Source organism: Streptomyces sp. NPDC056600, from assembly GCF_042792855.1.
Classification (GTDB): domain Bacteria; phylum Actinomycetota; class Actinomycetes; order Streptomycetales; family Streptomycetaceae; genus Streptomyces.
This window is the reverse complement of sequence record NZ_JBHTVQ010000083.1, coordinates 1-24,050: the sequence shown is the minus strand read 5'-3', so window position 1 is coordinate 24,050 and position 24,050 is coordinate 1. Positions and strand designations below refer to the sequence as shown.

The window sequence follows — 24,050 nt, the reverse complement described above, 5'->3', positions numbered from 1 at the left end:
GCTGGAGCAGCGAATCCGGGGCTCACCTCGCATGAGGGCTCAGAGGAAGGTCATGCCCTCGCCTCGGTAGGTGGGGGCGGTGGTGATGACGCGGTCGCCTTCGATCAGGTGCAGGGTGTCGAAGCGTTCGCACAGCTCGCCCGCCTTGGCGTGCCGGAACCACACCCGGTCGCCGACCAGCAGGTCGTCCGCGGCCGCGCCCAGCAACGGGGTCTGCACCTCACCGGCGCCCTCCATCGCGTCGTACCTCAGCCCCTCCGGCAGATACGGCTGCGGGAGCCGGTCCGGGCCGGGCGCGCCGGACGCCGGGTAGCCGCCGCCCAGCACCGTCACCGCGCCCACGCCCGGCCGCCGCACCACCGGCTGGGCGAACAGCGCGGCCGGGCGGGCGTGGAAGGACGTGTAGTGGTCGAACAGCCGCGGCACGAACAGCCCCGAGCCTGCGGCCACCTCGGTGACCGCCTCCTCCGCCACCGTGTGCTGCACGCTCCCCGTGCCGCCGCCGTTGACGAACTCCAGGTGCGGCGCGACCTCGCGCACCGCCCGGACCGCCGCCGCCCGCCGCGCCGCCAGCTCGCGGCGCGCGGCCGCCTGCATCAGCCGCACCGCGCGCGACTTCAGCGGCTTGCCGGCCACCGCGTCGCCGACCCCGGCGACGTGGCCCTCGTACGCCATCACGCCGACCAGCCGGAACCCCGGCCGGGCGGCCACCGCGCGCGCCATCTCGGCCATCTGCTCCGGGGCGTGCAGCGGGGAGCGACGGGCGCCCACCCGGACCCGCCCGCCCAGCAGCCGCAGCGAGGTGTCCAGCTCCACGCAGACCCGGACCGTCTCCCGGCCCTCCCCGCGCGCCTCCTCGATCAGCCGCAGCTGCGCCGGGTCGTCGACCATCACCGTCACCGCGGCCGCGAGCTTGGGATCGGCGCACAGCTCGGCGAAGGCCGAGCGGTCCGCGGACGGGTAGGCGCAGAGCACGTCGTCGAAGCCGCCGCGGGCCAGCCACAGGGACTCGGGCAGGGTGAACGACATGATCCCGGCGAACCCCGGCCGCGCCAGCACGCGCTCCAGCAGCGGCCGGCAGCGGACCGACTTGCTCGCCACCCGCACGGGTTTGCCCCCGGCCCGGCGGACCAGGTCGTCGGCGTTGGCGTCGAAGGCCTCCAGGTCGACGACGGCCAGCGGCGCGTCGAGATGGGCGGTGGCCCGGTCGTACCGGGCCCGGTCGGCGGCTCGGGCAGTCATGGTCGCAGCGTGCCAGGCATGGGCACGCCGGGGTAGGGGGACGATCCGGGCAGATGCCGCGACCGCGAGAACCGGTTCCCGTGCCGGCGGCGTCTGGCCGTAGAGTGACGCGCACACCAGGCACGAGGCGGGGGTGGAGATGAGCACGGAAGCGCGCCGCCCGGCGCCGCCGATCCGGCCGCCGCACGACCCGCCGCCCTCCTCCGCGCCCCGCTCCCCGCAGCGGGGCGGGACCGAGCGGGCCAAGCAGGCCACCGGGTCCGAAGCGCCGCCTCCGCCCCCGGCGACCGCGCGGTTCCCCGACACGCCCCCGGCCGTGGGGTCACGGCAGACCGCCCAGGAGACCACCGTCCGGCTGCGCCCCGTGCCGTCCGGCCCGGTCCGGCGCGCGACGCCCGAGCGGCAGCCGTGGGGGCCGCCGAACGCCGGCCCGGTCACCGCCTCCACGTCCGCCTCCTCGGCCGCGCCCTTCGGCTCCCCGGCATCCGCCCCCGCCCCCGCCCCCGCTCCCGCACGCCCGCGCGGGCGACTGGGCGCGGCGCTGGCCTGCGGGCTGCTGGGCACCGGACTGGTGGCCGCCGGCGTCACCGCGGGGATCACCGGCGGGGCCGACGGCGGAGCGGACTCCTACGCCGAGGCCCGCGAGATGTGGCGCACCACCCCGGTGGACGAGCTCTTCCCGCCCTCCGTCAAGGGCCGGGACCTCGGCCCCGGTGGCGCCGACCGCACCTGGAAGCGCGTCGCCGTCGCCCCCGACGGCGACTGCTCCGACGCCTTCGACCCCGCGCTGCGCAGGACACTGGCCGCGGTCGGCTGCGAACGCCTGCTGCGCGCCACCTACACCGACGCCACCCGCAGTCACCTGGTCACCGTCGGCCTGCTCTTCACCGAGGGGGACGCCGACCGGATGCGCGCGCTGCGCACCGAGGTGGCCAAGGGACGGCTGGACCGGAGCGCCGACCGGCTGCCGCGCCCGTACGCGGCCGAGGGCACCCTCGCCGAGGGGTTCGGCGACGAGCAGCGGGCCTCGTGGGCGATCGACGTGCTCACCGAGGCGCCCGTCGTCGTCTACGCCGTCTCCGGCTGGGCCGACGGCCGTGAGGTGAGCGAGCCGGTGCCGGCCCCGGACGCGCTGCAGGGTTCCGTGGACGCGGCCCCCGCGCAGGCCGGTCTCGGCCACGACGCGGGCCGGCTGGCCGGCCTGTTCGCCCAGGACCTCCGCAAGGCCGTCGCCCCGCCCCGGGAGACCCCGTCGTGACCTACGCCCCCCGCACCCCGCACGGCCCCGGCGCGACCGCCGGCCGGGGGCCGGCCCCCGAGGACGCCCCGGAGCCGCGCCGGGCCGCCCCGCGCCGCCGCACGGCCGGTCCCGGCCGCCGGGTGGCCGGCCTGGGCGCCGTACTGGGCGCGGTCCTGGTGCTGCAGCCGGCGACCGTGGCGCACGCCGACCTGATCCGGGACGGGCAGTGGGCGCTGCGCGAACTGCGCGCGGAGCAGGCCTGGCAGATCACGCGCGGCGCGGGCGTCACCGTCGCCGTGCTGGACACCGGCGTCGACGCGGACCACGAGGACCTCGCGGGCAACGTGCTGACCGGCAAGGACCTGGTCGGCTTCGGCGCGGGGCCGGGCGACGACGCCTGGGCGGGCCACGGCACCGCCATGGCCGGCATCATCGCCGGCCACGGCCACGGCTGGAACCACGGCGACGGGGTGATGGGGCTCGCCCCGGAGGCCCGGATCATGCCGGTGCGGGTCATCCTCGAGGAGAGCGACCCGCAGCTGTCCAAGGCCCGGCGGACCCGCGCGAACGCGCTGGCCGAGGGCATCCGGTGGGCCGTCGACCACGGCGCGGACGTCATCAACCTCTCGCTGGGCGACGACTCCAAGTCCGCCCACCCCGAGTCCGAGCAGGACGAGGCCGTGCAGTACGCGCTGGCCAAGGGCGTCGTCGTGGTGGCCTCGGCCGGCAACGGCGGCGAGTCCGGCAACCGGGTCTCCTACCCGGCGGCCTACCCCGGCGTCATCGCGGTGACGGCGGTGGACCGCGACGGCAAGCGGGCCGACTTCTCCACCCGCCGGTGGTACGCCACGGTCAGCGCGCCCGGCGTGGACGTGGTGACGGCCGACCCGGACGGGCAGTACTACGAGGGCTGGGGCACGAGCGCGGCGGCCGCGTGGGTGTCGGGAGCGGCGGCCCTGCTGAAGTCGGAGCATCCCGAGCTCACGCCCTCCCAGGTCAAGCGGCTGCTCGAGGACACCGCCGAGGACTCGCCCAAGGGCGGGCGCGACGACTCCCGGGGCCACGGCCTGGTGAACCCCGTCGCGGCGCTCGAGGCGGCGGAGAAGAGCGAGCCGGAGGAGCGGCGGGTGGCGGCGCAGTACGCCGACCGGTACTTCGGGGACGGGCCGGGCGACGCGGTCGGCGAGGCCGACGGCCCGGGCTGGGCGTTCCCCGCCGCGGGCGCGGGCGCCGTCCTGCTCCTGGCCGCCGCCCTCCTGATCCGCCCCCGCGTCCGCCGCTGACGTTGCCGGTCCCGCGTACGCGACCGGGCTCGCACGCCACCAGGCCCACGTACGCCGCCGGGCTCGCACGCCATCAGGCCCGCGTCCGTCGTCGGCCCCGCGCCTCGCCGCCGGGCGCTCCCGGTCGCGGCGATAGGGTCGGGGCGTGAACAAGAACATCCCCGACCCCGGGTTCGCCGACGACGACGGCTCCGCGGACCCCCGCCTCGCCGCCGCCCTGGAGGCCTGGTCGAAGGACCGCACCGCGCACGGCCCCGTGCTGGAGGCGCTGAGGGACGCCCGCCTCCTCGTCCCCGTGGTCGCCGTCCTCGGCGAGGTCGAGGTGGACGAGAACGGCCTGCGCCGGGAGAAGACCAGCGACATGGCCGTACCGACCCTGAAGGCCGGCGACCGCACCGCGCTGCCCGCCTTCACCTCCACCGAGGCGCTGGCCCTGTGGGACCCGGCCGCCCGCCCCGTCGCCGTCCCGCTGGGACAGGCGCTGCGCGCCGCCGCGCACGAGAAGGCGGACACGATCGTGCTGGACCTGGCCGGACCGGTGGCCTACGAGCTGAACCGCCCGGCGCTGCTGGCGCTGGCCGAGGGCCGCACCGCCCTCGACCCGTCGGCCGACCCGGCCGTCGCGGACGCGGTCCGCGCGACGGTCGCCGCCGAGCCCGCGGTGGGGCTGGCGTACCTGCTGCCGGGGGAGCGGGACGGGATGCTCGCGCTGGTGCTGGACGACCCGGAGGCCGCCCCGGCCGTGGTCCGCTCGCTGGCGGGACGGCTCGCGGAGGACGAGACGCTGAGGGCCCGCCTGCTGCGCGGTCTCGACCTGGCAGTGGTGCCGGCCGGGACCTCGCTGCCGGGCGAGCCCCTGTACGTGCGCTGAGTTGTACGTGCAGCTGTACGTGCGCTGAGCCGTACGTGCGCCGGGCGCGCGGCGTCGGGCGCGGCGCGCCGGTGGCGGCGTCAGCCCCAGACGGGGCCCGTGTACTTCTCGCCCGGGCCCTGCCCCGGCTCGTCCGCGACGGTCGAGGCCTCGCGGAAGGCGAGCTGCAGCGACTTCAGGCCGTCCTTCAGCGGGGCGGCGTGGAAGGAGCTGATCTCGGTGGCGCTCGCGTCCAGCAGGCCGGCCAGCGCGTGGATCAGCTTGCGTGCCTCGTCGAGGTCCTTGTACTTGTCGCCCTCGTCGGTGAGGCCGAGGTTGACCGCGGCGGCGCTCATCAGGTTCACGGCGACCGTCACGATGACCTCGACGGCGGGGACCTCCGCGATGTCACGGGTCATGGCGTCGAAGTCGGGCGTCTCAGAACTCTCACTCATGCCCCACACGATAGGCGCAGGCCCGGCCCCGTCCTCGCGCGGGACCACCGCCGTCGCGCGCGCGGCACCGCGTTGGCGGGGCGCCCGGCGACCTGCTAATCTTGTGTCCACGACCGGCCGGACACGTGTGTCGCGAGACCATGGACCCGGCCCACAAGTGGAGTCCTTCGAACTCCCACCTGGCTGCCCGCAGGGCGGCGGGTCACCGGTCAGCGGAAGCCGTCCTTCCAGGACGTCGTTCCGCCGAATGCGCGCCCCGCGACGATCGCGGCGGTGCTCCGGTAGCAGTTCGAGGAGCCCCGCCTGTGAGACCGTGCGGGGCATTTTTCGTGTCCCGGCGCGGTTAGGTCCCACGAAGACACAGACGTCCGCGGCTGTCACACCAGGCTGCCGCGTGGTGCTACCGAGGAGGATCCATCAGCGCCGAGCCCCGCATCAACGACCGGATTCGCGTTCCCGAGGTGCGACTTGTCGGTCCCAGCGGCGAGCAGGTCGGGATTGTCCCGCTTGCCAAGGCCCTGGAGCTTGCGCAGGAGTACGACCTGGACCTGGTCGAGGTCGCGGCGAACGCCCGTCCGCCCGTGTGCAAGCTCATGGACTACGGGAAGTTCAAGTACGAGTCGGCCATGAAGGCCCGTGAGGCGCGCAAGAACCAGGCGCACACGGTCATCAAGGAGATGAAGCTCCGGCCGAAGATCGACCCGCACGACTACGACACCAAGAAGGGTCACGTCGTCCGGTTCCTCAAGCAGGGTGACAAGGTCAAGATCACGATCATGTTCCGCGGTCGTGAGCAGTCCCGCCCCGAGCTGGGCTACCGACTGCTGCAGCGTCTCGCGGAGGATGTGGCCGACCTCGGGTTCGTCGAGTCGAACCCGAAGCAGGACGGCCGCAACATGATCATGGTCCTCGGTCCGCACAAGAAGAAGACCGAGGCGATGGCCGAGGCCCGCGAGGCCCAGGCGGCCCGCAAGGCGGACGCGAAGGCCAACCCCGGCAAGTCGCAGAACGCCGCCGAGGCCGAGGCTTCCGCCGACGTCCAGGCCGAGGCCCCCGCCGACGGCCAGGCAGAGGCTTCGACCGACGCCTGATCCTCCTGGACGCACGTCCGGGATTGTCCAGCACAACAGAGCGACGCTCCGTACCGTGCCCGGCCTGGCCGCCGACAGGCAGCCGAACCGGGCACCGGAGCGCCACCGACGAGGAGAGAACGGCGCTATGCCGAAGAACAAGTCGCACAGCGGTGCCAGCAAGCGCTTCAAGATCACCGGCTCCGGCAAGGTGCTCCGCGAGCGCGCCGGCAAGCGCCACCTGCTCGAGCACAAGTCGTCCCGTCTGACGCGTCGCCTGACCGGCAACGCCGAGATGGCCCCGGGCGACGCCAAGAAGATCAAGAAGCTTCTCGGCAAGTGACGCCCCGGCGGCCCTGCCGCCGGACGTCAGTCAGACCGGGACCCAAGTCGTTTCCGGGCCGTGTGACCAACCACCGCGGCCCCGCTACAAGGAGTTAAAAAGTGGCACGCGTCAAGCGGGCAGTCAACGCCCACAAGAAGCGCCGGGCGATCCTCGAGCAGGCCTCCGGCTACCGCGGTCAGCGTTCGCGCCTGTACCGCAAGGCCAAGGAGCAGGTCACCCACTCGCTGGTCTACAACTACAACGACCGCAAGAAGCGCAAGGGCGACTTCCGTCAGCTGTGGATCCAGCGCATCAACGCCGCTGCCCGCGCCAACGGCATGACCTACAACCGCTTCATCCAGGGTCTGAAGGCCGCCAACGTCGAGGTGGACCGCAAGATCCTCGCGGAGCTCGCCGTCAACGACGCCACCGCCTTCGCGGCCCTGATCGAGGTCGCCCAGAAGGCGCTCCCCGCGGACGTGAACGCGCCGAAGGCCGCGTGACGTCTGCCGGTGGACACCGGCTGTGACACCCCGGACCCGCAGGCCTGACGGCCTGCGGGTCCGGACGTGTGTGGGCCCCGGCCCCCTGCCCGGCCTCCCGGACGGCTCCCGCCCCCGGCGGAGCCTGCTGTCCGGCCGCGCGCCTCGTCCGGTCCCACCAGCGACACCCGGCCTGCGGCCCCACGACACCGGCCTCCGTGACACCCGGCCGCAGCGGCGGCGGCTCCGGTGACCGCCGGCCTCCGCGACACCTGGCTCCGGCGACCACCGGTCCCGGCAACAGCGGCTCCGGCGACCACGGGTCTCCGGCAACCAACGGCTCCGGCGGTCACCGGTACCGTCGAGCCCCGCCACGGGGACACTCGGCATCCCGCCGTGGGCCTCGTGCCGGGGCCGCGCGTCCCCGCCCCGTCGCCGGACAGGCGCCGCAGCCCCGGCTCCCCGCCGGAGCCGAGGCCCCTCCGCTTCCCGCTTCTTCCGAAGGTGAGCCCATGCCCTCCGCAGCCCCCGAGCTGATCTCCCCGCGTTCCCCTCGTGTCGCCGCAGCCCGGCGGCTGGCGAAGCGGAACTTCCGGAGCAAGGAGCGGCTCTTCCTCGCCGAGGGGCCGCAGGCGGTCCGCGAGGCGGCGGCGCACCGCGGGGAGGACGGCGCGGCCACGCTGGTGGAGCTGTTCACCACGCCCGAGGCGGCCGACCGTTACCCGGACATCGTCGGCGAGGCCCGCGCGGCCGGCGCCCGGGTCCACCTGGCCGACGAGCAGGTGATCGCCGACATCTCGACCACCGTCACCCCGCAGGGCCTGGTCGGCGTCTGCCGCTTCCTGGACACCCCGTTCGAGGAGATCCTCCGCGCCCGCCCGAAGCTGGTCGCCGTCCTCGCCAACGTCCGCGACCCCGGCAACGCGGGCACCGTGCTGCGCTGCGCCGACGCGGCGGGCGCCGAGGCCGTGGTGCTCACCGACGCCTCCGTGGACCTCTACAACCCGAAGGCCGTCCGCGCCTCCGTCGGCTCCCACTTCCACCTGCCGGTGGCGGTCGGCGTGCCCGTCGAGCGGGCCGTCGCCGGGCTCAAGGAGGCCGGGGTGAGCGTGCTGGCCGCCGACGGCGCCGGCACCCACGACCTCGACCACGAGCTGGACACCGGCTCCATGGGCGGACCCACCGCCTGGGTCTTCGGCAACGAGGCCTGGGGCCTGCCCGAGGAGACCCGCGCGCTCGCGGACGCCGTGGTGCGCGTCCCGATCCACGGGAAGGCCGAGAGCCTCAACCTCGCCACGGCCGCCGCGGTGTGCCTCTACGCGTCCGCCCGTGCACAGCGCGCCTCCGGAGGGTGCCGCTCCGTCACCGACAGCTAGTAGGGTGACTGCCTCGGGGGCCCTCCCAACAGACAGAGGCGGGTACGGGGATGAGCGTCGGCACCAGGACACCAACGGGCACGCCGTCCGGCACCGCGCCGGGCGCGCGGCCCCCGCGCGAGGACGCGCCGGACCCGCCCGCGGTGGGCCCCGACGAGCTCCCCGACGGTCTGGTGGTCGCCGACGAGCGCGGCCGGGTGGTCTGCTTCAACGCGGCCGCCGAGCGCATCACCGCCACCCCGGCCGACGAGGCCCTCGGTCTGTCCCTGGAGCGGGCCCTCCCGCTGGAGGACCTGGAGGGCCGCCGCTGGTGGCGGCTGACCGACCCCTACGACGGACTGACCATCCGCACCCGCCAGCCCGAGCGCAACCTGCTGCTGCCCGGCGGCCGCGAGGTCCTGGTCTCCGCCCGGTACGTCCGTGAGCGCCCCACCGGCCCGGTCCGCCGGGTGGTGGTGTGCCTGCGCGACACCGAGGCCCGCCGCCGCACCGAGCGCAGCCACGCCGAGCTGATCGCCACGGTCGCCCACGAGCTGCGCTCGCCGCTCACCTCCGTCAAGGGGTTCACGGCCACCCTGCTGGCCAAGTGGGAGCGCTTCACCGACGACCAGAAGCGGCTGATGCTGGAGACCGTCGACGCGGACGCCGACCGCGTCACCCGGCTGATCGCCGAGCTCCTCGACATCTCCCGCATCGACTCCGGCCGCCTGGAGCTGCGCCGCCAGCCCGTCGACATCGCCGCCGCCGTCGACCGCCACATCCAGGCCTACGTCGCCGCCGGCCAGAGCCCCGACCGGTTCCTGCTGCGCGTCGAGCGGCCGCTGCCCGGCCTGTGGGCCGACCCCGACAAGATCGACCAGGTGCTCGGCAACCTGCTGGAAAACGCCGTGCGCCACGGCGGCGGGACTGTCACCATCGACGTCACGGCCCACGCCTCGCCCCGCGAAGGGGAGGAGGCAGCCACGTCGGTCACGGTGAGCGACGAGGGCCCCGGCATCCCGGAGGAGTCCATGAACCGCGTCTTCACCCGCTTCTGGCGGGGCAGCAAGCGCGGCGGCACCGGCCTCGGGCTCTACATCGTCAAGGGCATCGTCGAGGCCCACTCCGGGGTCATCACGGTCGGGCGGGCCGCCTCCGGCGGCGCCCAGTTCCGATTTACCCTGCCCGTGGGCACCCCGGCGTACCTCCTCTGAGGGACCACCTCCAGAGGTCACCGACGCCGGACCGCGGCCCACGGGCGCATCAGCGCATACCCGCCCCGTTAGACTCGGCCCCTGGCACCTTTGTGTCCCCGTTCCCGGGACACGTCGTCCCACCACCCGGACGGCGGCCCAGGACAGGCCGTCCCGGCGGGGCCACTCCAGCCAGCCAATCGGAAGAGCACGGGAAGAGATGTCGGCACCGAATAAGTCGTACGACCCGGTAGAGGTCGAGGCGTTGAAACCGGAAAACATCGAGCGCATGCGGGACGAGGCGCTCGCCGCCTTCGCCGCCGCCGACTCGCTCGAGGCCCTCCAGGAGGCGAAGACCGCCCACGCCGGCGGCGCCTCGCCGCTGGCTCTCGCCAACCGCGAGATCGGCGCCCTGCCGCCGCAGGCCAAGGCCGAGGCGGGCAAGCGCGTGGGCCAGGCCCGCGGCGCCGTCAACAAGGCCCTCGCCGTCCGTCAGGCGGAGCTGGAGGCCGAGCGCGACGCCCGTGTCCTGGTTGAGGAGTCGGTGGACGTCACCCTCCCCTACGACCGCGTCCCGGCCGGCGCCCGCCACCCGCTGACCACCATGATGGAGCGCGTCGCGGACGTCTTCGTCTCGATGGGCTACGAGATCGCCGAGGGCCCCGAGGTCGAGGCGGAGTGGTTCAACTTCGACGCCCTGAACTTCGGCCCGGACCACCCGGCCCGGCAGATGCAGGACACGTTCTTCGTGGACGGCCCGCAGGGGGCCGACGGCGAGTCCGGTGTCGTGCTGCGCACCCACACCTCGCCGGTGCAGGCGCGCACCCTGCTCGAGCGTGAGGCGCCGGTCTACGTGGTCTGCCCCGGCCGCGTCTACCGGACCGACGAGCTGGACGCCACGCACACCCCGGTCTTCCACCAGATCGAGCTCCTCGCCGTCGACGAGGGCCTGACCATGGCCGACCTCAAGGGCACCCTGGACCACATGGTGCAGGCGCTGTTCGGCGCGGACATGAAGACCCGGCTGCGGCCGAACTTCTTCCCGTTCACCGAGCCGTCCGCCGAGATGGACATGCTCTGCTACGTCTGCAAGGGCGAGTCCATCGGCAACCCCGACCGGCCCTGCCGCACCTGCTCCAGCGAGGGCTGGATCGAGCTCGGCGGCTGCGGCATGGTCAACCCGCGGGTGCTCACCGCCTGCGGCGTCGACCCGGAGAAGTACAGCGGCTTCGCCTTCGGGTTCGGCATCGAGCGGATGCTGATGTTCCGCCACAACGTCGAAGACATGCGAGACATGGTCGAGGGTGACGTCCGGTTCACCCGGCCGTTCGGGATGGAGATCTGATGCGGGTCCCGCTTTCTTGGCTGCGGGAGTACGTCGACCTGCCGGCGACGGAGACCGGGCGCGACGTCCAGGCCAAGCTCATTTCGGCCGGTCTGGAGGTCGAGACCGTCGAGCAGCTCGGCGCCGACCTCAAGGGCCCCCTCGTCGTCGGCCAGGTACTGACCATCGAGGAGCTGGAGGGCTTCAAGAAGCCCATCCGCTTCTGCACCGTCGACGTCGGCCAGGCCAACGGCACCGGTGAGCCCCAGGAGATCGTCTGCGGCGCCCGGAACTTCTCCGTGGGCGACAAGGTCGTCGTGGTCCTGCCCGGCGCCACCCTGCCCGGCGGCTTCCACATCGCCGCCCGCAAGACGTACGGCAAGACCTCGCACGGCATGATCTGCTCCACCGACGAGCTCGGCATGGGCGACGACGGCACGCACGGCATCATCGTGCTGCCGCCGGAGCACGAGGCCGGCACCGACGCGATCGAGCTGCTCGAGCTGGTCGACGAGGTCCTCGACATCGCGGTCACCCCCGACCGGGGCTACTGCCTGTCGATGCGCGGCGTCGCCCGCGAGACGGCCACCGCCTACGGCCTGCCGCTGCGCGACCCGGCGCTGCTCGACGTGCCCGCGCCCAACGCGTTCGGCTACCCCGTCCAGATCACCGACCCGCGCGGCTGCGACCGGTTCACCGCCCGCACCGTCACCGGCATCGAGCCGGAGACCCGGTCCCCGATCTGGCTCAAGCGCCGCCTCCAGAAGGCCGGCATGCGCCCGATCTCGCTGGCCGTCGACATCACCAACTACGTGATGCTGGAGCTCGGCCAGCCGCTGCACGCCTACGACCGCACCCGCGTCCAGGGCGCGATCGGCGTGCGCCGCGCCGAGAAGGGCGAGAAGCTCACCACGCTCGACGACGTGACCCGCACCCTCGACCCCGAGGACCTGGTCATCGTCGACGACCGCGGGCCGATCGGCCTGGCCGGCGTCATGGGCGGCGCCCACACCGAGATCGGCGACGGCCTGGAGAGCCACACCACCGAGGTGGTCATCGAGGCCGCGCACTTCGACCCGATCGCCATCGCCCGCACCGCGCGCCGGCACAAGCTGTCCAGCGAGGCCTCCCGCCGCTTCGAGCGGGGCGTCGACCCGCTGGCCGCGGCGGCCGCCGCGCAGCGCACCGTCGACCTGCTGGTGCTGCTGGCCGGCGGCACCGCCGACGCCGGCGTCACCGAGGTCGCCGCGCCCTCCGCGCCGGCCACCATCACCATCCCCGCCGACCACCCCGACAAGGTGGCGGGCATGGCGTACGGCCGTGAGACGGTGGTGCGCCGCCTGCAGGAGATCGGCTGCGACGTCTACGGGCAGGACGAGCTGGTCGTGTCCGTGCCGTCCTGGCGGCCCGACCTGACCGACCCGAACGACCTCGCCGAGGAGGTCATCCGGCTCGAGGGCTACGAGAACCTGCCCTCCACGCTGCCCCGGCCCCCGGCCGGACGCGGGCTCACCCCCCGCCAGCGGCTGCACCGCCGGATCGGCCGCGCGCTGGCCGCCGCCGGCTACGTCGAGGCGCTCAACTACCCGTTCATGGGCACCGCCGTCCTCGACCAGCTGCAGGTTCCCGCCGACGACCCGCGGCGCACCCTGGTGACCCTCGCCAACCCGCTCTCCGACGAGGAGCCGGCGCTGCGCACCACGCTGCTGCCGGGCCTGCTCGGCGCGCTGCGGCGCAACGACGGCCGCGGATCGCACGACCTCGCGCTCTTCGAAGCGGGTCTGGTCTTCCACCCGAAGGCCGAGCGGAGCGTCGCCGGCATCCTGCCGGTGCAGAGCCGGCCCGCCGACGAGGACCTCGCGACCCTCCAGGCCGCGCTGCCCGACCAGCCCAAGCACGTCGCGGTCGTCCTGGCCGGCGCCCGTGAGCAGGCCGGCTGGTGGGGCAAGGGACGCCCGTCCGACTGGGCCGACGCCGTCGAGGCGGCCCGGATCCTCGCCCGTGAGGCGGGGACCGGGCTGATCGTCCGCAAGGGCCAGTACGAGCCGTGGCACCCGGGCCGCTGCGCCGAGCTGGTGGTCGTGCTCGACGGCGAGGAGCGGGTGATCGGCCACGCCGGCGAACTGCACCCCGGCGTGCTCAAGACGCTGGGCCTGCCGGCCCGCACCTCGGCCATGGAGATCGACCTGGACGCGCTGGAGCGCGCCTCGGCCGGTGTGCCGAGCGCGCCGCGGATCTCCGCCATGCCGGTCGCCACCCAGGACGTGGCGCTCGTCGTCGACCAGGCCGTCCCGGCCGCCGAGGTCGAGGCCGCGCTGCGCGAGGGGGCGGGCGAACTGCTGGAGGCCATCCGGCTGTTCGACGTGTACCGCAACGAGGAGCAGCTGGGCGACGGCCGCAAGTCCCTCGCCTACGCGCTGCGCTTCCGCGCCGCCGACCGGACGCTGACCGCGGACGAGGCCTCGGCAGCGCGCGACGCCGCGGTCGCCACGGCCGCCGAGCGCTTCGGCGCGGTGCTGCGCGGGGCGTGACCGCCGGGCCGCCGGGGGCCGTACCCGGACGCGGGCCCGTCCTCCTCACCGGAGGGCGGGCCCGCTCGCTTACGGGGAGAAGGAGGGCGGGCCCGCTCCCGTGCCGGGGAAGGGCGGACGGCGGGCCGGCGTCGGTGGCGTGAGGGGGGAGACGGCGGCCCGCCGAGCGACCAGGCAACCGCGCCGGCCCGGCGTGGCGTAAGCACGCGTACCGGCCCTCATGTGGCGTTTCCTTCGCACCCCGTGTGAACCGGGACCCACTACCCTGACGGAACCGAGGCACCGGAGGGGACCCCACATGACCCCGAGACAGCCCAACACCCTGCTGGACGCGCTCCTCGACGAGGCGGGCGTCTCGCACGCCGGTCTGGCCGCCCGGGTGAACGCCGCGGGGCAGGCCCGCGGTCTGACCCTGCGCTACGAACACACCGCCGTGGCCCGGTGGCTGAAGGGGCAGCGGCCCCGCGGCCAGGTGCCCGACCTGATCTGCGAGGTGCTCTCCGCCCGGCTGCGCCGCCCGGTCACCCTGGACGACATCGGCCTCGGCGTCCCCGGCGCGCCCGCCTCGCCGCACGCCGGTTCGCTGTCCGGCTTCGTGGACCGCGCCACCGCGCTGTGGCGCTCCGACGAACTCCAGCGGCCGCACGTCCTCGGCGCGCCCGCCGTCACCGGGACGCCGGCCGTGATGCCGGTGTGGGAGTGGGAGAACCCGCCGGAGGACGCCGACGTCTCCCGCGGCGGCAGCCTCCGGGTGTCCCCGGACGACATCGAGACGCTGCGGGCGGCGCGCACCCACTACGAGCACATGTACCGCAAGGCCGGCGGGGTGGCGACCCGCGCCCGGGTGGTCGGCTTCCTCAACAACGAGGCGGCGCCGCTGCTGCGGGGCAGCTACCCCGACTCCACCGGACGCCAACTGCACCGGGCCACCGGTGCGTTGGTGGCCGTGGCCGGGATCTGCGCCTACGACTCCGACGTCCAGGGCCTCGCCCAGCGGTACTTCCACCAGGCGCTGCGGCTGGCGAAGGCCAGCGGGGACCGGGGGCTGGGCGCCTACGTCATCGCCCTGCTCGTCAACCAGGCCCTGTTCATGCGGGAGTTCCGCCAGGCCGTCGCCTTCGCGGAGGCCGCGTTACGCACGGCCGGGCCTGACATCACCCCGGCCCTCGCCTCCGACCTGTACGCCATGCAGGCCAAGGCGTACGCGCACCTCGGCGACGGCGCGGGGGCGCTCGCCCGGATCAGGCGGGCCGAGGACGCCGCCGAGCGCATCCACCGCGGACACGAACCCGACGAGACGGGTTACGTCCAGCCGGGCCTGGTCAACGTGCAGGTGGCGGAGGCACTGCTGAGCCTCGGCGACCTGACCGCCGCCGGGACGCACGCCGAGGCCGCGGTCGGCACTCCGGCGCACGACCGCGGCCGGGTGCACCGACTGGCCATGCTCAGCCAGGTCGAACTGCGCCGCGGGGACGCGGACAAGGCGGCGGCCACCGCCGCGGAGATGGCCGGGCTGGCCCGCGGCGTGGAGTCCCAGCGGCTGCGGGACCGGCTGCGCACGGTGCGCGAACACCTGCTGCGCAGCGACTGCGCGAGCACCCGCGAGGCGGCCGAACTCATCGACGCGGCGCTGCGCGTGCCGCTGCGGTAGGCCCCGCACGAGCCGTGCCGCGAGCCGGTCCGCTCCCCCATGGGCCCTGCTGCCGGCCCCCGCGCTGCTGCGATATTGCCACTCACTCGTCGAGAACCGTCGAAAGGTGGCAGAAACATGCAGTGGGTGAAACTGAGTGAGCAACCGGTGTACGGAAACCGCTGGTTCGACGTCAACCTGACCGACGTCCGGCTGCCCGACGGACGGCGCCTGGACCACTACCTGATCCGCATGCGGCCCGTCGCCGTGGCCACGATCGTCAACGAGGCCGACGAGGCGCTGCTGCTGTGGCGGCACCGGTTCATCACCGACAGCTGGGGGTGGGAGCTGGCCGCCGGGGTGGTGGAGGACGGGGAGGACCTCGCGGCGGCGGCGGCGCGCGAGCTGGAGGAGGAGACCGGCTGGCGGCCGGGGCCGCTGCGGCACCTGATGAGCGTCGAGCCGAGCAACGGGCTCACGGACGCGCGGCACCACGTGTACTGGGCGGACCGCGGGGAGTTCGCCGGGCATCCGGTGGACGACTTCGAGTCGGAGCGGCGGGAGTGGGTGCCGCTGAAGGTCGTCCCCGACCTGATCGCCCGGGGCGAGGTGCCCGCCTCCGGCATGGCGGCCGCGCTGCTGCTCCTGCACCACCTGCGGCTCGGCCACGACCCGGCGGCCTGACCCGCCGACGGCCCGGCCCGGCGCCTAGGGGGCGGGGGAGGGGGCGCCCTCCGCGCCCTCTCCCGCGGCCTCCCCCGCGCCTTCTCCCGCGGCCAGCGGCGAGCGGGCCAGGACGACGCAGCCGAGGGCGATCAGGGCCAGCCCGGCCAGCTGCGGCAGCAGCCACCAGCCGGTGCGCACCTGCTCACCGAACAGCGTCACCCCGTAGCAGACGCTGATCAGCGCGTCGCCGAGGGTGAGCTGCGGCTGCACCGCGACCAGCGAGCCGGCCTGGAGGGCGTTCTGCAGCAGGAACAGCGCGCCCACACCCACGACGGCCGTGGCGTAGAGCTGCCACGCCGTCAGCAGCGCCCCCACGCCGCCGGCGTCCAGCCGTGCCATCGCGTCCTTCATCAGCGCCGCGGTCAGCGAGTACGCGCAGGCCGCCGCCAGGCCCAGCAGCGCGCCGCGGGCGTCGCCGTGGGTGGCCCGCGCGGCGACGATCAGCGCGGTCTCGAAGGCGGCCGTCGCCAGCAGTGCGAGGACCCAGGTCTCCCCGTCGACGCCGTCGCGTCCGCCCACCGGGTCGGCGGCGGCGAGGGCGAGCGCCAGCCCGCCCGTCACCGCTGCCACCCCGGCCCACAGGCGGCCCCGCACCCGGGTGCGGGTGATCAGGCCGGCGATCAGCAGGGTCGCCGGGAGCTCGATCACGAAGATCGGCTGGACCAGGGCGATCGGCCCGGTGGCCAGGGCCACCGCCTGGCAGACCGCGGCCACGATCACCATGGCGATGCCGGCCAGCCACACCTTCTGCCGCAGCAGCCGCCCGAAGAGGGACAGCCGCATCGTCTGGTCGTCGGGGATCCGGCGGGCGGCCTGGCGCTGGAGCACCGTTGCCGTGCCGTTGCTGAGCGCGGTGAGCACGGCGAAGAGGACGCTGATCACCCGCACCATCATGCGCGCGTGCGGCCCGGGGGACGCGGTGCGACGTGCGACCGTGCGAGTGGTGCGCACGGTCGTGCCGCCGCGGGGGCTCGGTTCCGCGCGAGGGCTCAGTTGCCCAGGGCCTGCCAGACGGTCACGGCCAGCGCTCCCACGGAGGCGAGCGTGGCCACCGCCCGCAGGGGCCAGCGGTTGCGTTCCAGCGCGGTCACCCGCTCGGCGAGGGCGTCCAGTTCCTTCGCCGTCTCCTTGGCGCGGTGGCCGAGCAGGGCCAGCCCGCCGTCGACGCGTGCCTGTGCCACGTCGCAACGGCGGCGCAGCTCGGCGACCTCCTTGGGCACCACCAGCTGTTCAGGGGTGGCGTTCACCGTTCGCTCCTTCCCTCACCGACCCCCGGCCTCGGCCGGCCGATGGTCGTACCCAGCAGTCAACAACGCCAGGGGGAAGCCTGGGAGAGTGTGCGTCTGGCATATGCACACCCCTCGCTCACACGGAGTGTGAAACGCCGTCACGCACCGTCGCCGGCGCCGTCGTCGTCATCGGCGTCGGTGTGGCGGATCACCAGCACCGGACAGGCGGCGTGCTGCACGCAGTGCTGGGACACCGACCCCAGCAGCAGTCCGGAGAAGCCGCCGAGTCCGCGCGCCCCCACCACCAGCAGTTCGGCCCCCCGGGACGCGTCGATCAGCACGCCCGCTGCCGTGCCGTACCGCACCTCGCTGTGGACGCCCACCGGCGGCCGCGCGCCCACCGTCTCCCGCACCGCCTCCTCGAGTTCCTCGAGCGCGCGCGTCCGCAGGGCCGCCTCGTCGCTGCTGGGCGGGGGCAGCCACCCCAGGCTGCCGTGGAAGTGCGGGAAGTCCCAGGCGTTCAGCGCCTCCACCGTCCCCCCGGTGCGCTCCGCGTACCGGACCGCCCACCGCAACGCGGTCCTGGACGGGTCCGACCCGTCCACGCCGACCACCACGCGGCCCGGCACCCCCTGCTCCCGCTGGTCGGTCATGGTTCCTCCTCCATCGGCGCCGGGCGCCACTGAAAGCGCGCCATATCGTGACAAACAGTACATTCGACAGGCATCACCACGCTGATCGTCGCGCACCAGTGAAAGGGGTAGGCCGCCCGGCCTGAACGCCATGGACCTCGAGTTTCTTCAGCCCCTGTACGAGGCGGACGGCCCGGTGGCCTCCGTGCACCTGGACACCACCCGTTCGTCCCACGACGCCGAGAAACAGATCGAACTGCGCTGGCGCGCGGCGCGCCGGTCACTGGCCGAGCAGGGCGCGGACGAGGAGACGCTCGCCGCCCTCGACGAGGTGGTCGGCGGCGTCGCCGACGTGCCGGGCCCACAGGGGGAGGCCCTGTTCGCCTCGGGCGGCAGAGTCCTGGGCGCCTTCACCCTGGCCGAACCCCCCGCCTCCGACAGCGCCCTGGTGCTCCCCGTCGCCGACCCGCTGGGCCTCGCCGTCGACCGCGACCACCAGTTGCCCCACGTGGTGGTCGCCGTGGATCGCGAGGGCGGCGACGTGTACGCCTACCCGGCCGCCGCGCACGAGGAGTCCTACCGGCGCACCTTCAACGGCAGCACCCTCCACATCACCCGCGTCAAGGCGGGCAAGGAGGCCCAGAAGTCCTACCACCGGCGATCGGTCCAGGTGTGGTCGGAGAACACCGGACAGGCCGCGGACGGTGTTCGTGAGGCGGCCGCCGACGTGGACGCCGCCGTCGTCCTGGTCGCCGGCGACCCCAAGGCGATCGGGCTGCTGCGCGAGCACCTGACCGACCGACCGCCGCACGGGCGGATCGTCTACGTCGAGGGGGGCCGCACCGACGACTCCGCCCGGGAGGGCCTGCGGGAGAGCGCCGACGAGGCGATCCGCGAGGCCATGGAAGCCGCCCACCGCGAGGTGCTGGACCGGCTGGAGGCCGAGACGGCGGGCGGACGCGCCCTGCAGGGCATTCCCGCCGTCCAGCAGGCGCTGACCGAGGGGCGGGTGGAGACCCTGCTGCTCTCCGCCGACCGCTCGGGCGACCCGGACCTCTACGCCTCCCGGACCGACCCCCAGCTCCTGGGCACCGACCCCGCCGAACTCGGCGACGCATCCGCCCTGTTCAGCGCTCCCGCCGGCACGCTGCTGCTGCGCGCGGCCGCGCTGAGCGGGGCGAACTTCACCGAGCTGCTGCCCCCGGTCTCCGCCACGGACGGCGTGGCGGCCCTGCTGCGCTACTGAGCGGCCGGGCCCACCCGGCGCCGCTGGCACCTGGCGCCGCAGGGACCCGGCGCCGCACGGACCCGGCGCCGCAGGGACCCTCTGCGCCCGGGGACGGGTGCTGCGCCGTTCGGGTCTGCGCCGTTCGGCGCGCCCGCCGGGGTGGCGCCGCCCTGGTGCGAGCCCGCCGGGGTGACGTCGCCGCCGGGTGATGCCGCCCTGGTGCGGGCCCGGCGGAGTGGCGCCGCCGGGGTGACGTCGCCGCCGAGGTGACGCCGCCCTGGTGCGCGCCCGGCGGAGTGGCGCCGCCCGGGGTGAGGCCGCCGGGGTGCGGCCGTCCGGGCGCCTCCTCACGGGCGGCGTGCTCTCAGACGACGTGTTCTCAGACGAACAGGACGCTGGAGGCCGCAGGCACGTCGAGCGACCCGGCCCGCCGCGGCACGCCGTCCTCGTCGAGGTCGAACCAGGTCACGTCCCCCGACCGCTCGTTGGCCGCGTACAGCCGGCCGCCGGACGGGTGCAGCACCAGGTCGCGCGGCCAGCTCCCGCCGCACGGGACGGAGGTGAGGACCTCCAGGCGCTCCCCGTCCTGCGACACCGCGAGGACCACCACGGTGTCGGTGCCGCGCACCGCCGCCCACAGCCGCCGCCCGTCGAGGGAGATCACCGGGGCGGAGGGCTGGACGTGCGCGTCCGTGCCGTCCGGGAAGAGCGGGTGCTCGCCGACCGCCCGCAGCTCCCCGGCCGCGGCGTCCCACCGGCAGACGGTGACCACCGGGCGCAGCTCGCCGAGCACGTACACGTGCGTGCCGCGCGGGTGGACGACCAGATGGCGCGGGCCGGTCCCGGGCGGCAGCTCCAGCGCCCCGTGCAGGCGCAGCTCCCCGGAGGCCGCGTCCAGCTCGCACACCCGCACCTCGTCGGTGCCCAGGTCCACGCTCAGCACCCAGCGGCCCGACGCCTCGGGCACCACGACCTGGTGGGCGTGCGGACCCTCCTGCCGGTCGGCGTCCGGACCGGACCCCTTGTTGCCCAGCAGCCCGCTCGGGGCGCCCGGGGCGCCGTCCGCGGCCAGCGGGAGCGCCGTGACGCTGCCGGAGCTGTAGTTGGCCGTCACCAGGTGGCCGCCGGCCACGGCCAGATGCGTCGGATCGGCCCCTCCCACCGGCACCGGACGGCCGATCGGCTCCGGCGTGGGCCCGGAGACGTCGTAGGCGGCCACCGCTCCCTCGGCCGTCTCCGACACGCAGTACAGGACCGGTCCTCCCGGCCCCCGCCCGAGGACCAGGTACGACGGGTTGGGCACGGTGGCGACGGCGTCCGTCGCAGTCAGCGCCCCGGTGCCGGGATCGACGGTGGTCTGCACGATCCCCCGCCCGCCGTTCGTCGTGAACGAACCGATGAAAGCTCTCTGCGCGCCTGTGGTCGTCATGATGATCAGCCTAGGAGCCGACCCGGCGCACCGCGCGCAGGATCCACCCCGCGAGATGCCCTGAACGCACCAATCACCGCGGAGCCCGATTGCGGCCGGTCGCGGCCTCGGTGAGGGTGAGGAGCAGAAGCCCCGGCCGGGACCTGGAGGGGCGCCCGCGCGGCCGACCCGAGGACCGGAGCACTCATGGGCAACTTCCCCCAGGCGATCGGCCGCACCGGTGTCCGCGCCGCCGGCGCCGACACCGTACGGCGCACAGCACGCGGGAAGGGCGGCACGCGATGAACATCCGACGCCTCGTCGTCTTCGGCGGCACCGGCGACCTGACCGGGCGTTACCTCCTGCCGGCCCTGGCCGCCCTGTACGCCGCCGGGCACATCGACGACCGGTTCACCCTGATCGCCGGCAGCCGGGAGGACTGGGACGGCGAACGGTACCGGCAGTGGGCCGCCGCCCAGTTCGAACGCCACGGCGCCGGCCTGCCCGACGACGCCGTGCGCGCCGTCACGGCCGCCTGCGACTACCGCAAGGCCGACGTCACCGACCCCGCCGAGGTGGCCGCCCTCATCGCCGGGAACGACCCGGTGGCCGTCTACCTGGCCCTGCCGCCCGGACTCTTCGCCGCCACCGTGACCGCCCTGCACGAGGCCGGACTGCCCCGGGGCAGCCGCATCGTGACGGAGAAGCCGTTCGGCGAGAGCCTGCGGGACGCCGAGGAGCTCAACCGGCTGCTCGCCGACGTGCTGCCCGAGCAGGCGGTGTTCCGCGTCGACCACTTCCTGGCCATGACCACCGTGCAGAACCTGCTCGGCAGCCGGCTCGCCAACCGGGTCATGGAACCGATCTGGAACAGCACCCACATCGCCGAGGTGGACATCGTCTGGGACGAGACCCTCGCCCTGGAGGGCCGGGCCGGCTACTACGACCACGTCGGCGCGCTCAAGGACATGATCCAGAACCACCTGCTGCAGATCCTGTGCCTGGTCGCCATGGAACCGCCGCTGACCCTCGGCGAACGGGACCTGCGCGACCGGAAGGTCGACGTGCTGCGCTCGGTGCGCCGCCTGACCGACGCCGACGTCGTCCACCGCACCCGCCGGGCCCGCTACGCCGCCGGGCGCATCGCCGACCACGACGTGCCCGCCTACACCGACGAGGACGGGGTGGACGCGGGACGCCGTACCGAGACCTTCGCCGAGGTCGAGCTGGAACTCGACAGCTGGCGCTGGGCCGGCACCAGGTTCCGGCTGCGCACCGGCAAGGGCCTGGGCCGCGACCGCATGGAGGTCGCGGTGCGCTTCCGGCCCGTCCCGCACCTGCCGTTCGGGCAGGACGAGGACGTCCGGCCCAACGTCCTGCGCTTCGGTCTCGACCCGGAGAGCCTGAGCCTGGACCTCAACGTCGTCGGCTCCCAGGTCGAGAAGCTGACGCAGGTCTCGCTCAGCGCCCGGATGGACCCGCCCGCCCTGCCCGCCTACGGCCAGCTGCTGCTGGACGTGCTGCGCGGCGACCCCGCGCTCTCCATCCGCGGCGACGAGGCCGAGGAGTCCTGGCGGGTCGTCGAGCCGGTGCTGTCCGCCTGGGAGCGGGGCCTGGTGCCGCTGGAGGAGTACCCGGCCGGCTCCGACGGGCCGCCGCGCCGCAACACCCCTGAGCGGCGGGAGGACCTCCTCCACCAGGACGCGGTGCTCCCGAGGTGACCCTGCCCGGCGGAGAACGCCCCCGCCCCGGCGACCGGCGACGCCCGTGCGTCGTGGTCATCGGGGTCTCCGGGGCGGGCAAGTCCACGGTCGCCCGGCTCCTCGCCGAACGGCTCGGACTGCCCTTCGCCGAGGCGGACGACTTCCATCCGCCCGCCAACATCCGCAAGATGTCCTCCGGCGTCCCCCTCGACGACCACGACCGCCGCTCCTGGCTGGAGACGGTGGGGCGCTGGCTGGACGACCACGACGCCGACGGCAGCGGGGGAGTGGTGGCCTGCTCCGCCCTGCGCCGGCGCTACCGCGACGCGCTGCGCGCCTCCTGCCCGTCCGCCCTCTTCCTCCACCTCACCGCCGAGCGCGGGCTCCTCGCGTCCCGGCTCCACGGCCGCACCGGGCACTTCATGCCCGAGACCCTGCTCGACTCCCAGCTCGCCGTCCTCGAGCCGCTCCAGCCCGACGAGCGCGGCGCCACCCTGGACGCCTCGCCGCCGCCCGAGGAGATCGCCCGCCGGGCCGCCGAGGCGGTCACCGAGGCCGAGGCGACCTGAGCCGAGGGCCGCGCGGTGACCGGGCCGCCGGGACCGGACGGGACGCCCCGCGCGGCCGACGGACCGTCACCCGGACGGGCCCGGTGCGCTCGCCCCCCGTCCGCGCCGGGCCCAGGCTGTGAAGGTGGCGGACGACGACTCCGCCTCCGCACCCCGACGAAAGGTGACAGCCATGGCGGGCATCCCGGGCGAGGAGCGACACCACAGGGCAGCGCCCGACGACGGCGTCCGGCCGTCCACCCCGGGGCAGTTCGCCGGCATCGGCATGGTGCTCAGCGGTGTGCTGAGCATCCTCCAGGGCATCACCGGCATCGCCCGGGACCGCCTCTTCGGCTCACCCCGCGCGTACGAGTACCGCTTCGACCTCACGTCCTGGGGATGGATCCACCTGGTCGTCGGGGTCGCCCTGCTGGTCGTCGGCGTCGCCCTGCTCCGCCGGGTCCCCTGGGGACGCTCCGCCGGACTGGCGCTGGCCGGAATCAGCCTGGTGACCCAGTTCATGTTCATCCCCTACTACCCGGTCTGGTGCCTCGCCGTGATGGTCCTGGACCTGATGGTCCTGTGGACCCTGGCCAGGCTCGCCGACTGACGCGGCCGCCCCGGTCCGCCAGGGGGTACGACCTCGAACGCCTGTGCCGCGCGCGGCCGTTCGGGCCTCCGACGGCCCCGGTGCGGCGGTGTGGTCAACCGACAGGTCCGTCGGTAGCGTGCCCGGATGAGCCACGACCGGACGTCACCGCACGCCACCTCCTTCGGCGCCGCGGCCACCGCCTACGCCGAGCACCGCCCGGACTACGCCCACGCCGCCGTCCGCTGGGCCCTCGACGCCGCGCCCGGAGCGCGGGTGCTCGATCTCGGAGCCGGCACCGGCAAGCTCACCGCCACCCTGTCCGCGCTGGGCGCCGACGTGGTCGCGGTCGAGCCCGACCCGAAGATGCTGGCCGAACTGCGCCGCGCCCTGCCCGGCGTCCGGGCCCTGTCCGGCAGTGCCGAGTCGATCCCGCTGCCGGACGGCTCGGTGGACGCCGTGGTGGCCGGCAACGCCATGCACTGGTTCGACATGGCCGTCGCCGGCCCCGAGATCGCCCGGGTCCTCGCCCCCGGCGGAGTGCTGGCCGGCCTGTGGAACACCATGGACGACGCGGTCGACTGGGTCGCCGAGCTCGCCCGTGTCAGCGGCCCCGCGGCCATCGGCCCGCGCGACACCCCCGACAGCTGGCGTGCCCGGACCGCCGCCATGCACCTGCCCGCCGACGGCGGCCCCGCCCGCTTCGGCTCGCCGGAACAGGACCTCTTCCCGCACGGACAGACCCGCACCGCGGACTCCCTCGTCGCGACCCTCGGGACCCGCGCCGGGGTCCTCGTCATGCCGGTCGAGGAACGGCAGGCGCTCCTCGACCGCATCCACGCCTTCCTCGCGGGCCGCCCGGAGACCGCCCACGGCGAGTTCACCCTCCCGCTGCTGACGGGGGTGCTGCGGGTGCGCAAGCTGTGAGCTCCCGGCTCCGGGGCGCACGGTGGTGACCGGCCGGAACGTGCGCCGAGGGCCCGCGACCGCGGCGGCGGGCGCGGGCC

At 74.8% G+C, this 24,050-nt stretch carries 23 protein-coding genes; 17 read left to right on the top strand and 6 right to left on the bottom strand.

Annotated features, from left to right (window positions below; translation table 11 throughout):
- Positions 1–39: 39 nt before the first annotated feature.
- On the bottom strand, positions 40–1,242 hold the full coding sequence (locus ACFRAV_RS28700) for an amino acid deaminase/aldolase (RefSeq protein ID WP_382559691.1): 1,203 nt from the start codon (positions 1,240–1,242) through the stop codon (positions 40–42).
- Between the two features lie 139 nt (positions 1,243–1,381).
- On the opposite strand from ACFRAV_RS28700, the gene ACFRAV_RS28695 reads away from it, so the two are divergent.
- From ACFRAV_RS28695 to ACFRAV_RS28685, 3 genes are all read left to right on the top strand, one after another.
- A complete protein-coding gene (locus ACFRAV_RS28695) occupies positions 1,382–2,500 on the top strand; it encodes a hypothetical protein (protein ID WP_382559688.1) in 1,119 nt (372 codons plus the stop codon).
- 122 nt (positions 2,501–2,622) lie between these two features.
- Positions 2,623–3,765, top strand: coding sequence for a type VII secretion-associated serine protease mycosin (gene mycP, locus ACFRAV_RS28690; RefSeq protein ID WP_382559697.1), 1,143 nt, complete (start codon positions 2,623–2,625; stop codon positions 3,763–3,765).
- A 145-nt stretch (positions 3,766–3,910) separates the two neighbouring features.
- Positions 3,911–4,636 carry an SseB family protein gene (locus ACFRAV_RS28685; protein WP_382559685.1) on the top strand — a complete coding sequence of 242 codons (726 nt, stop codon included), beginning with the start codon at positions 3,911–3,913 and terminating at the stop codon, positions 4,634–4,636.
- Between the two features lie 80 nt (positions 4,637–4,716).
- On the opposite strand, the gene ACFRAV_RS28680 is transcribed toward ACFRAV_RS28685, so the two are convergent.
- Entirely contained in the window at positions 4,717–5,070 is a 354-nt protein-coding gene (locus ACFRAV_RS28680; protein WP_351112483.1) for a DUF1844 domain-containing protein, read from the bottom strand.
- Positions 5,071–5,486: 416 nt separating this feature from the next.
- On the opposite strand from ACFRAV_RS28680, the gene infC reads away from it, so the two are divergent.
- The 9 genes from infC to ACFRAV_RS28635 all read left to right on the top strand — a co-directional run bounded on the left by infC (position 5,487) and on the right by ACFRAV_RS28635 (position 15,664).
- Positions 5,487–6,161 (top strand): translation initiation factor IF-3, encoded by a 675-nt coding sequence (infC, locus tag ACFRAV_RS28675; RefSeq protein WP_382559694.1) that lies wholly within the window; start codon positions 5,487–5,489, stop codon positions 6,159–6,161.
- Between the two features lie 127 nt (positions 6,162–6,288).
- Positions 6,289–6,483, top strand: a complete 195-nt coding sequence (rpmI, locus tag ACFRAV_RS28670; RefSeq protein ID WP_003947156.1) for a 50S ribosomal protein L35 — start codon at positions 6,289–6,291, stop codon at positions 6,481–6,483.
- Between the two features lie 101 nt (positions 6,484–6,584).
- Positions 6,585–6,968 (top strand): 50S ribosomal protein L20, encoded by a 384-nt coding sequence (rplT, locus tag ACFRAV_RS28665; RefSeq protein WP_151774738.1) that lies wholly within the window; start codon positions 6,585–6,587, stop codon positions 6,966–6,968.
- 491 nt (positions 6,969–7,459) lie between these two features.
- On the top strand, positions 7,460–8,323 hold the full coding sequence (locus ACFRAV_RS28660; protein WP_382559679.1) for a TrmH family RNA methyltransferase: 864 nt from the start codon (positions 7,460–7,462) through the stop codon (positions 8,321–8,323).
- Positions 8,324–8,373: 50 nt separating this feature from the next.
- Positions 8,374–9,516, top strand: a complete 1,143-nt coding sequence (locus ACFRAV_RS28655; RefSeq protein ID WP_382559675.1) for an ATP-binding protein — start codon at positions 8,374–8,376, stop codon at positions 9,514–9,516.
- Positions 9,517–9,715: 199 nt separating this feature from the next.
- Positions 9,716–10,840, top strand: coding sequence for a phenylalanine--tRNA ligase subunit alpha (gene pheS, locus ACFRAV_RS28650; protein ID WP_382559673.1), 1,125 nt, complete (start codon positions 9,716–9,718; stop codon positions 10,838–10,840).
- Entirely contained in the window at positions 10,840–13,350 is a 2,511-nt protein-coding gene (gene pheT / locus ACFRAV_RS28645) for a phenylalanine--tRNA ligase subunit beta (RefSeq protein ID WP_382559671.1), read from the top strand. Before pheS ends, pheT begins: the two co-directional genes overlap by 1 nt.
- Positions 13,351–13,648: 298 nt before the next feature.
- Positions 13,649–15,001 carry a transcriptional regulator gene (locus ACFRAV_RS28640; RefSeq protein ID WP_382559669.1) on the top strand — a complete coding sequence of 451 codons (1,353 nt, stop codon included), beginning with the start codon at positions 13,649–13,651 and terminating at the stop codon, positions 14,999–15,001.
- A gap of 117 nt (positions 15,002–15,118) precedes the next feature.
- A complete protein-coding gene (locus ACFRAV_RS28635; protein ID WP_382559667.1) occupies positions 15,119–15,664 on the top strand; it encodes an NUDIX domain-containing protein in 546 nt (181 codons plus the stop codon).
- 24 nt (positions 15,665–15,688) lie between these two features.
- On the opposite strand, the gene ACFRAV_RS28630 is transcribed toward ACFRAV_RS28635, so the two are convergent.
- The 3 genes from ACFRAV_RS28630 to ACFRAV_RS28620 form a co-directional block, all read right to left on the bottom strand.
- Positions 15,689–16,588 carry a DMT family transporter gene (locus tag ACFRAV_RS28630; protein WP_382559664.1) on the bottom strand — a complete coding sequence of 300 codons (900 nt, stop codon included), beginning with the start codon at positions 16,586–16,588 and terminating at the stop codon, positions 15,689–15,691.
- A gap of 107 nt (positions 16,589–16,695) precedes the next feature.
- Positions 16,696–16,953, bottom strand: a complete 258-nt coding sequence (locus tag ACFRAV_RS28625; RefSeq protein ID WP_382559661.1) for a hypothetical protein — start codon at positions 16,951–16,953, stop codon at positions 16,696–16,698.
- A gap of 140 nt (positions 16,954–17,093) precedes the next feature.
- Complete coding sequence (locus ACFRAV_RS28620; protein ID WP_382559658.1) at positions 17,094–17,588, bottom strand: universal stress protein; 495 nt, start codon at positions 17,586–17,588, stop codon at positions 17,094–17,096.
- A 130-nt stretch (positions 17,589–17,718) separates the two neighbouring features.
- On the opposite strand from ACFRAV_RS28620, the gene ACFRAV_RS28615 reads away from it, so the two are divergent.
- Positions 17,719–18,813, top strand: a complete 1,095-nt coding sequence (locus ACFRAV_RS28615; RefSeq protein ID WP_382559656.1) for a Vms1/Ankzf1 family peptidyl-tRNA hydrolase — start codon at positions 17,719–17,721, stop codon at positions 18,811–18,813.
- 361 nt (positions 18,814–19,174) lie between these two features.
- Here the strand turns inward: ACFRAV_RS28615 and ACFRAV_RS28610 are convergent, their stop codons facing one another.
- Positions 19,175–20,224, bottom strand: a complete 1,050-nt coding sequence (locus ACFRAV_RS28610; RefSeq protein WP_382559653.1) for a lactonase family protein — start codon at positions 20,222–20,224, stop codon at positions 19,175–19,177.
- A 281-nt stretch (positions 20,225–20,505) separates the two neighbouring features.
- On the opposite strand from ACFRAV_RS28610, the gene ACFRAV_RS28605 reads away from it, so the two are divergent.
- From ACFRAV_RS28605 to ACFRAV_RS28590, 4 genes are all read left to right on the top strand, one after another.
- On the top strand, positions 20,506–21,924 hold the full coding sequence (locus tag ACFRAV_RS28605; RefSeq protein ID WP_382559649.1) for a glucose-6-phosphate dehydrogenase: 1,419 nt from the start codon (positions 20,506–20,508) through the stop codon (positions 21,922–21,924).
- Entirely contained in the window at positions 21,921–22,475 is a 555-nt protein-coding gene (locus ACFRAV_RS28600) for a gluconokinase (protein ID WP_382559646.1), read from the top strand. Before ACFRAV_RS28605 ends, ACFRAV_RS28600 begins: the two co-directional genes overlap by 4 nt.
- A gap of 172 nt (positions 22,476–22,647) precedes the next feature.
- Positions 22,648–23,064 carry a hypothetical protein gene (locus ACFRAV_RS28595; protein WP_382559643.1) on the top strand — a complete coding sequence of 139 codons (417 nt, stop codon included), beginning with the start codon at positions 22,648–22,650 and terminating at the stop codon, positions 23,062–23,064.
- 126 nt (positions 23,065–23,190) lie between these two features.
- On the top strand, positions 23,191–23,970 hold the full coding sequence (locus ACFRAV_RS28590; protein ID WP_382559640.1) for a class I SAM-dependent methyltransferase: 780 nt from the start codon (positions 23,191–23,193) through the stop codon (positions 23,968–23,970).
- Positions 23,971–24,050: the final 80 nt, after the last annotated feature.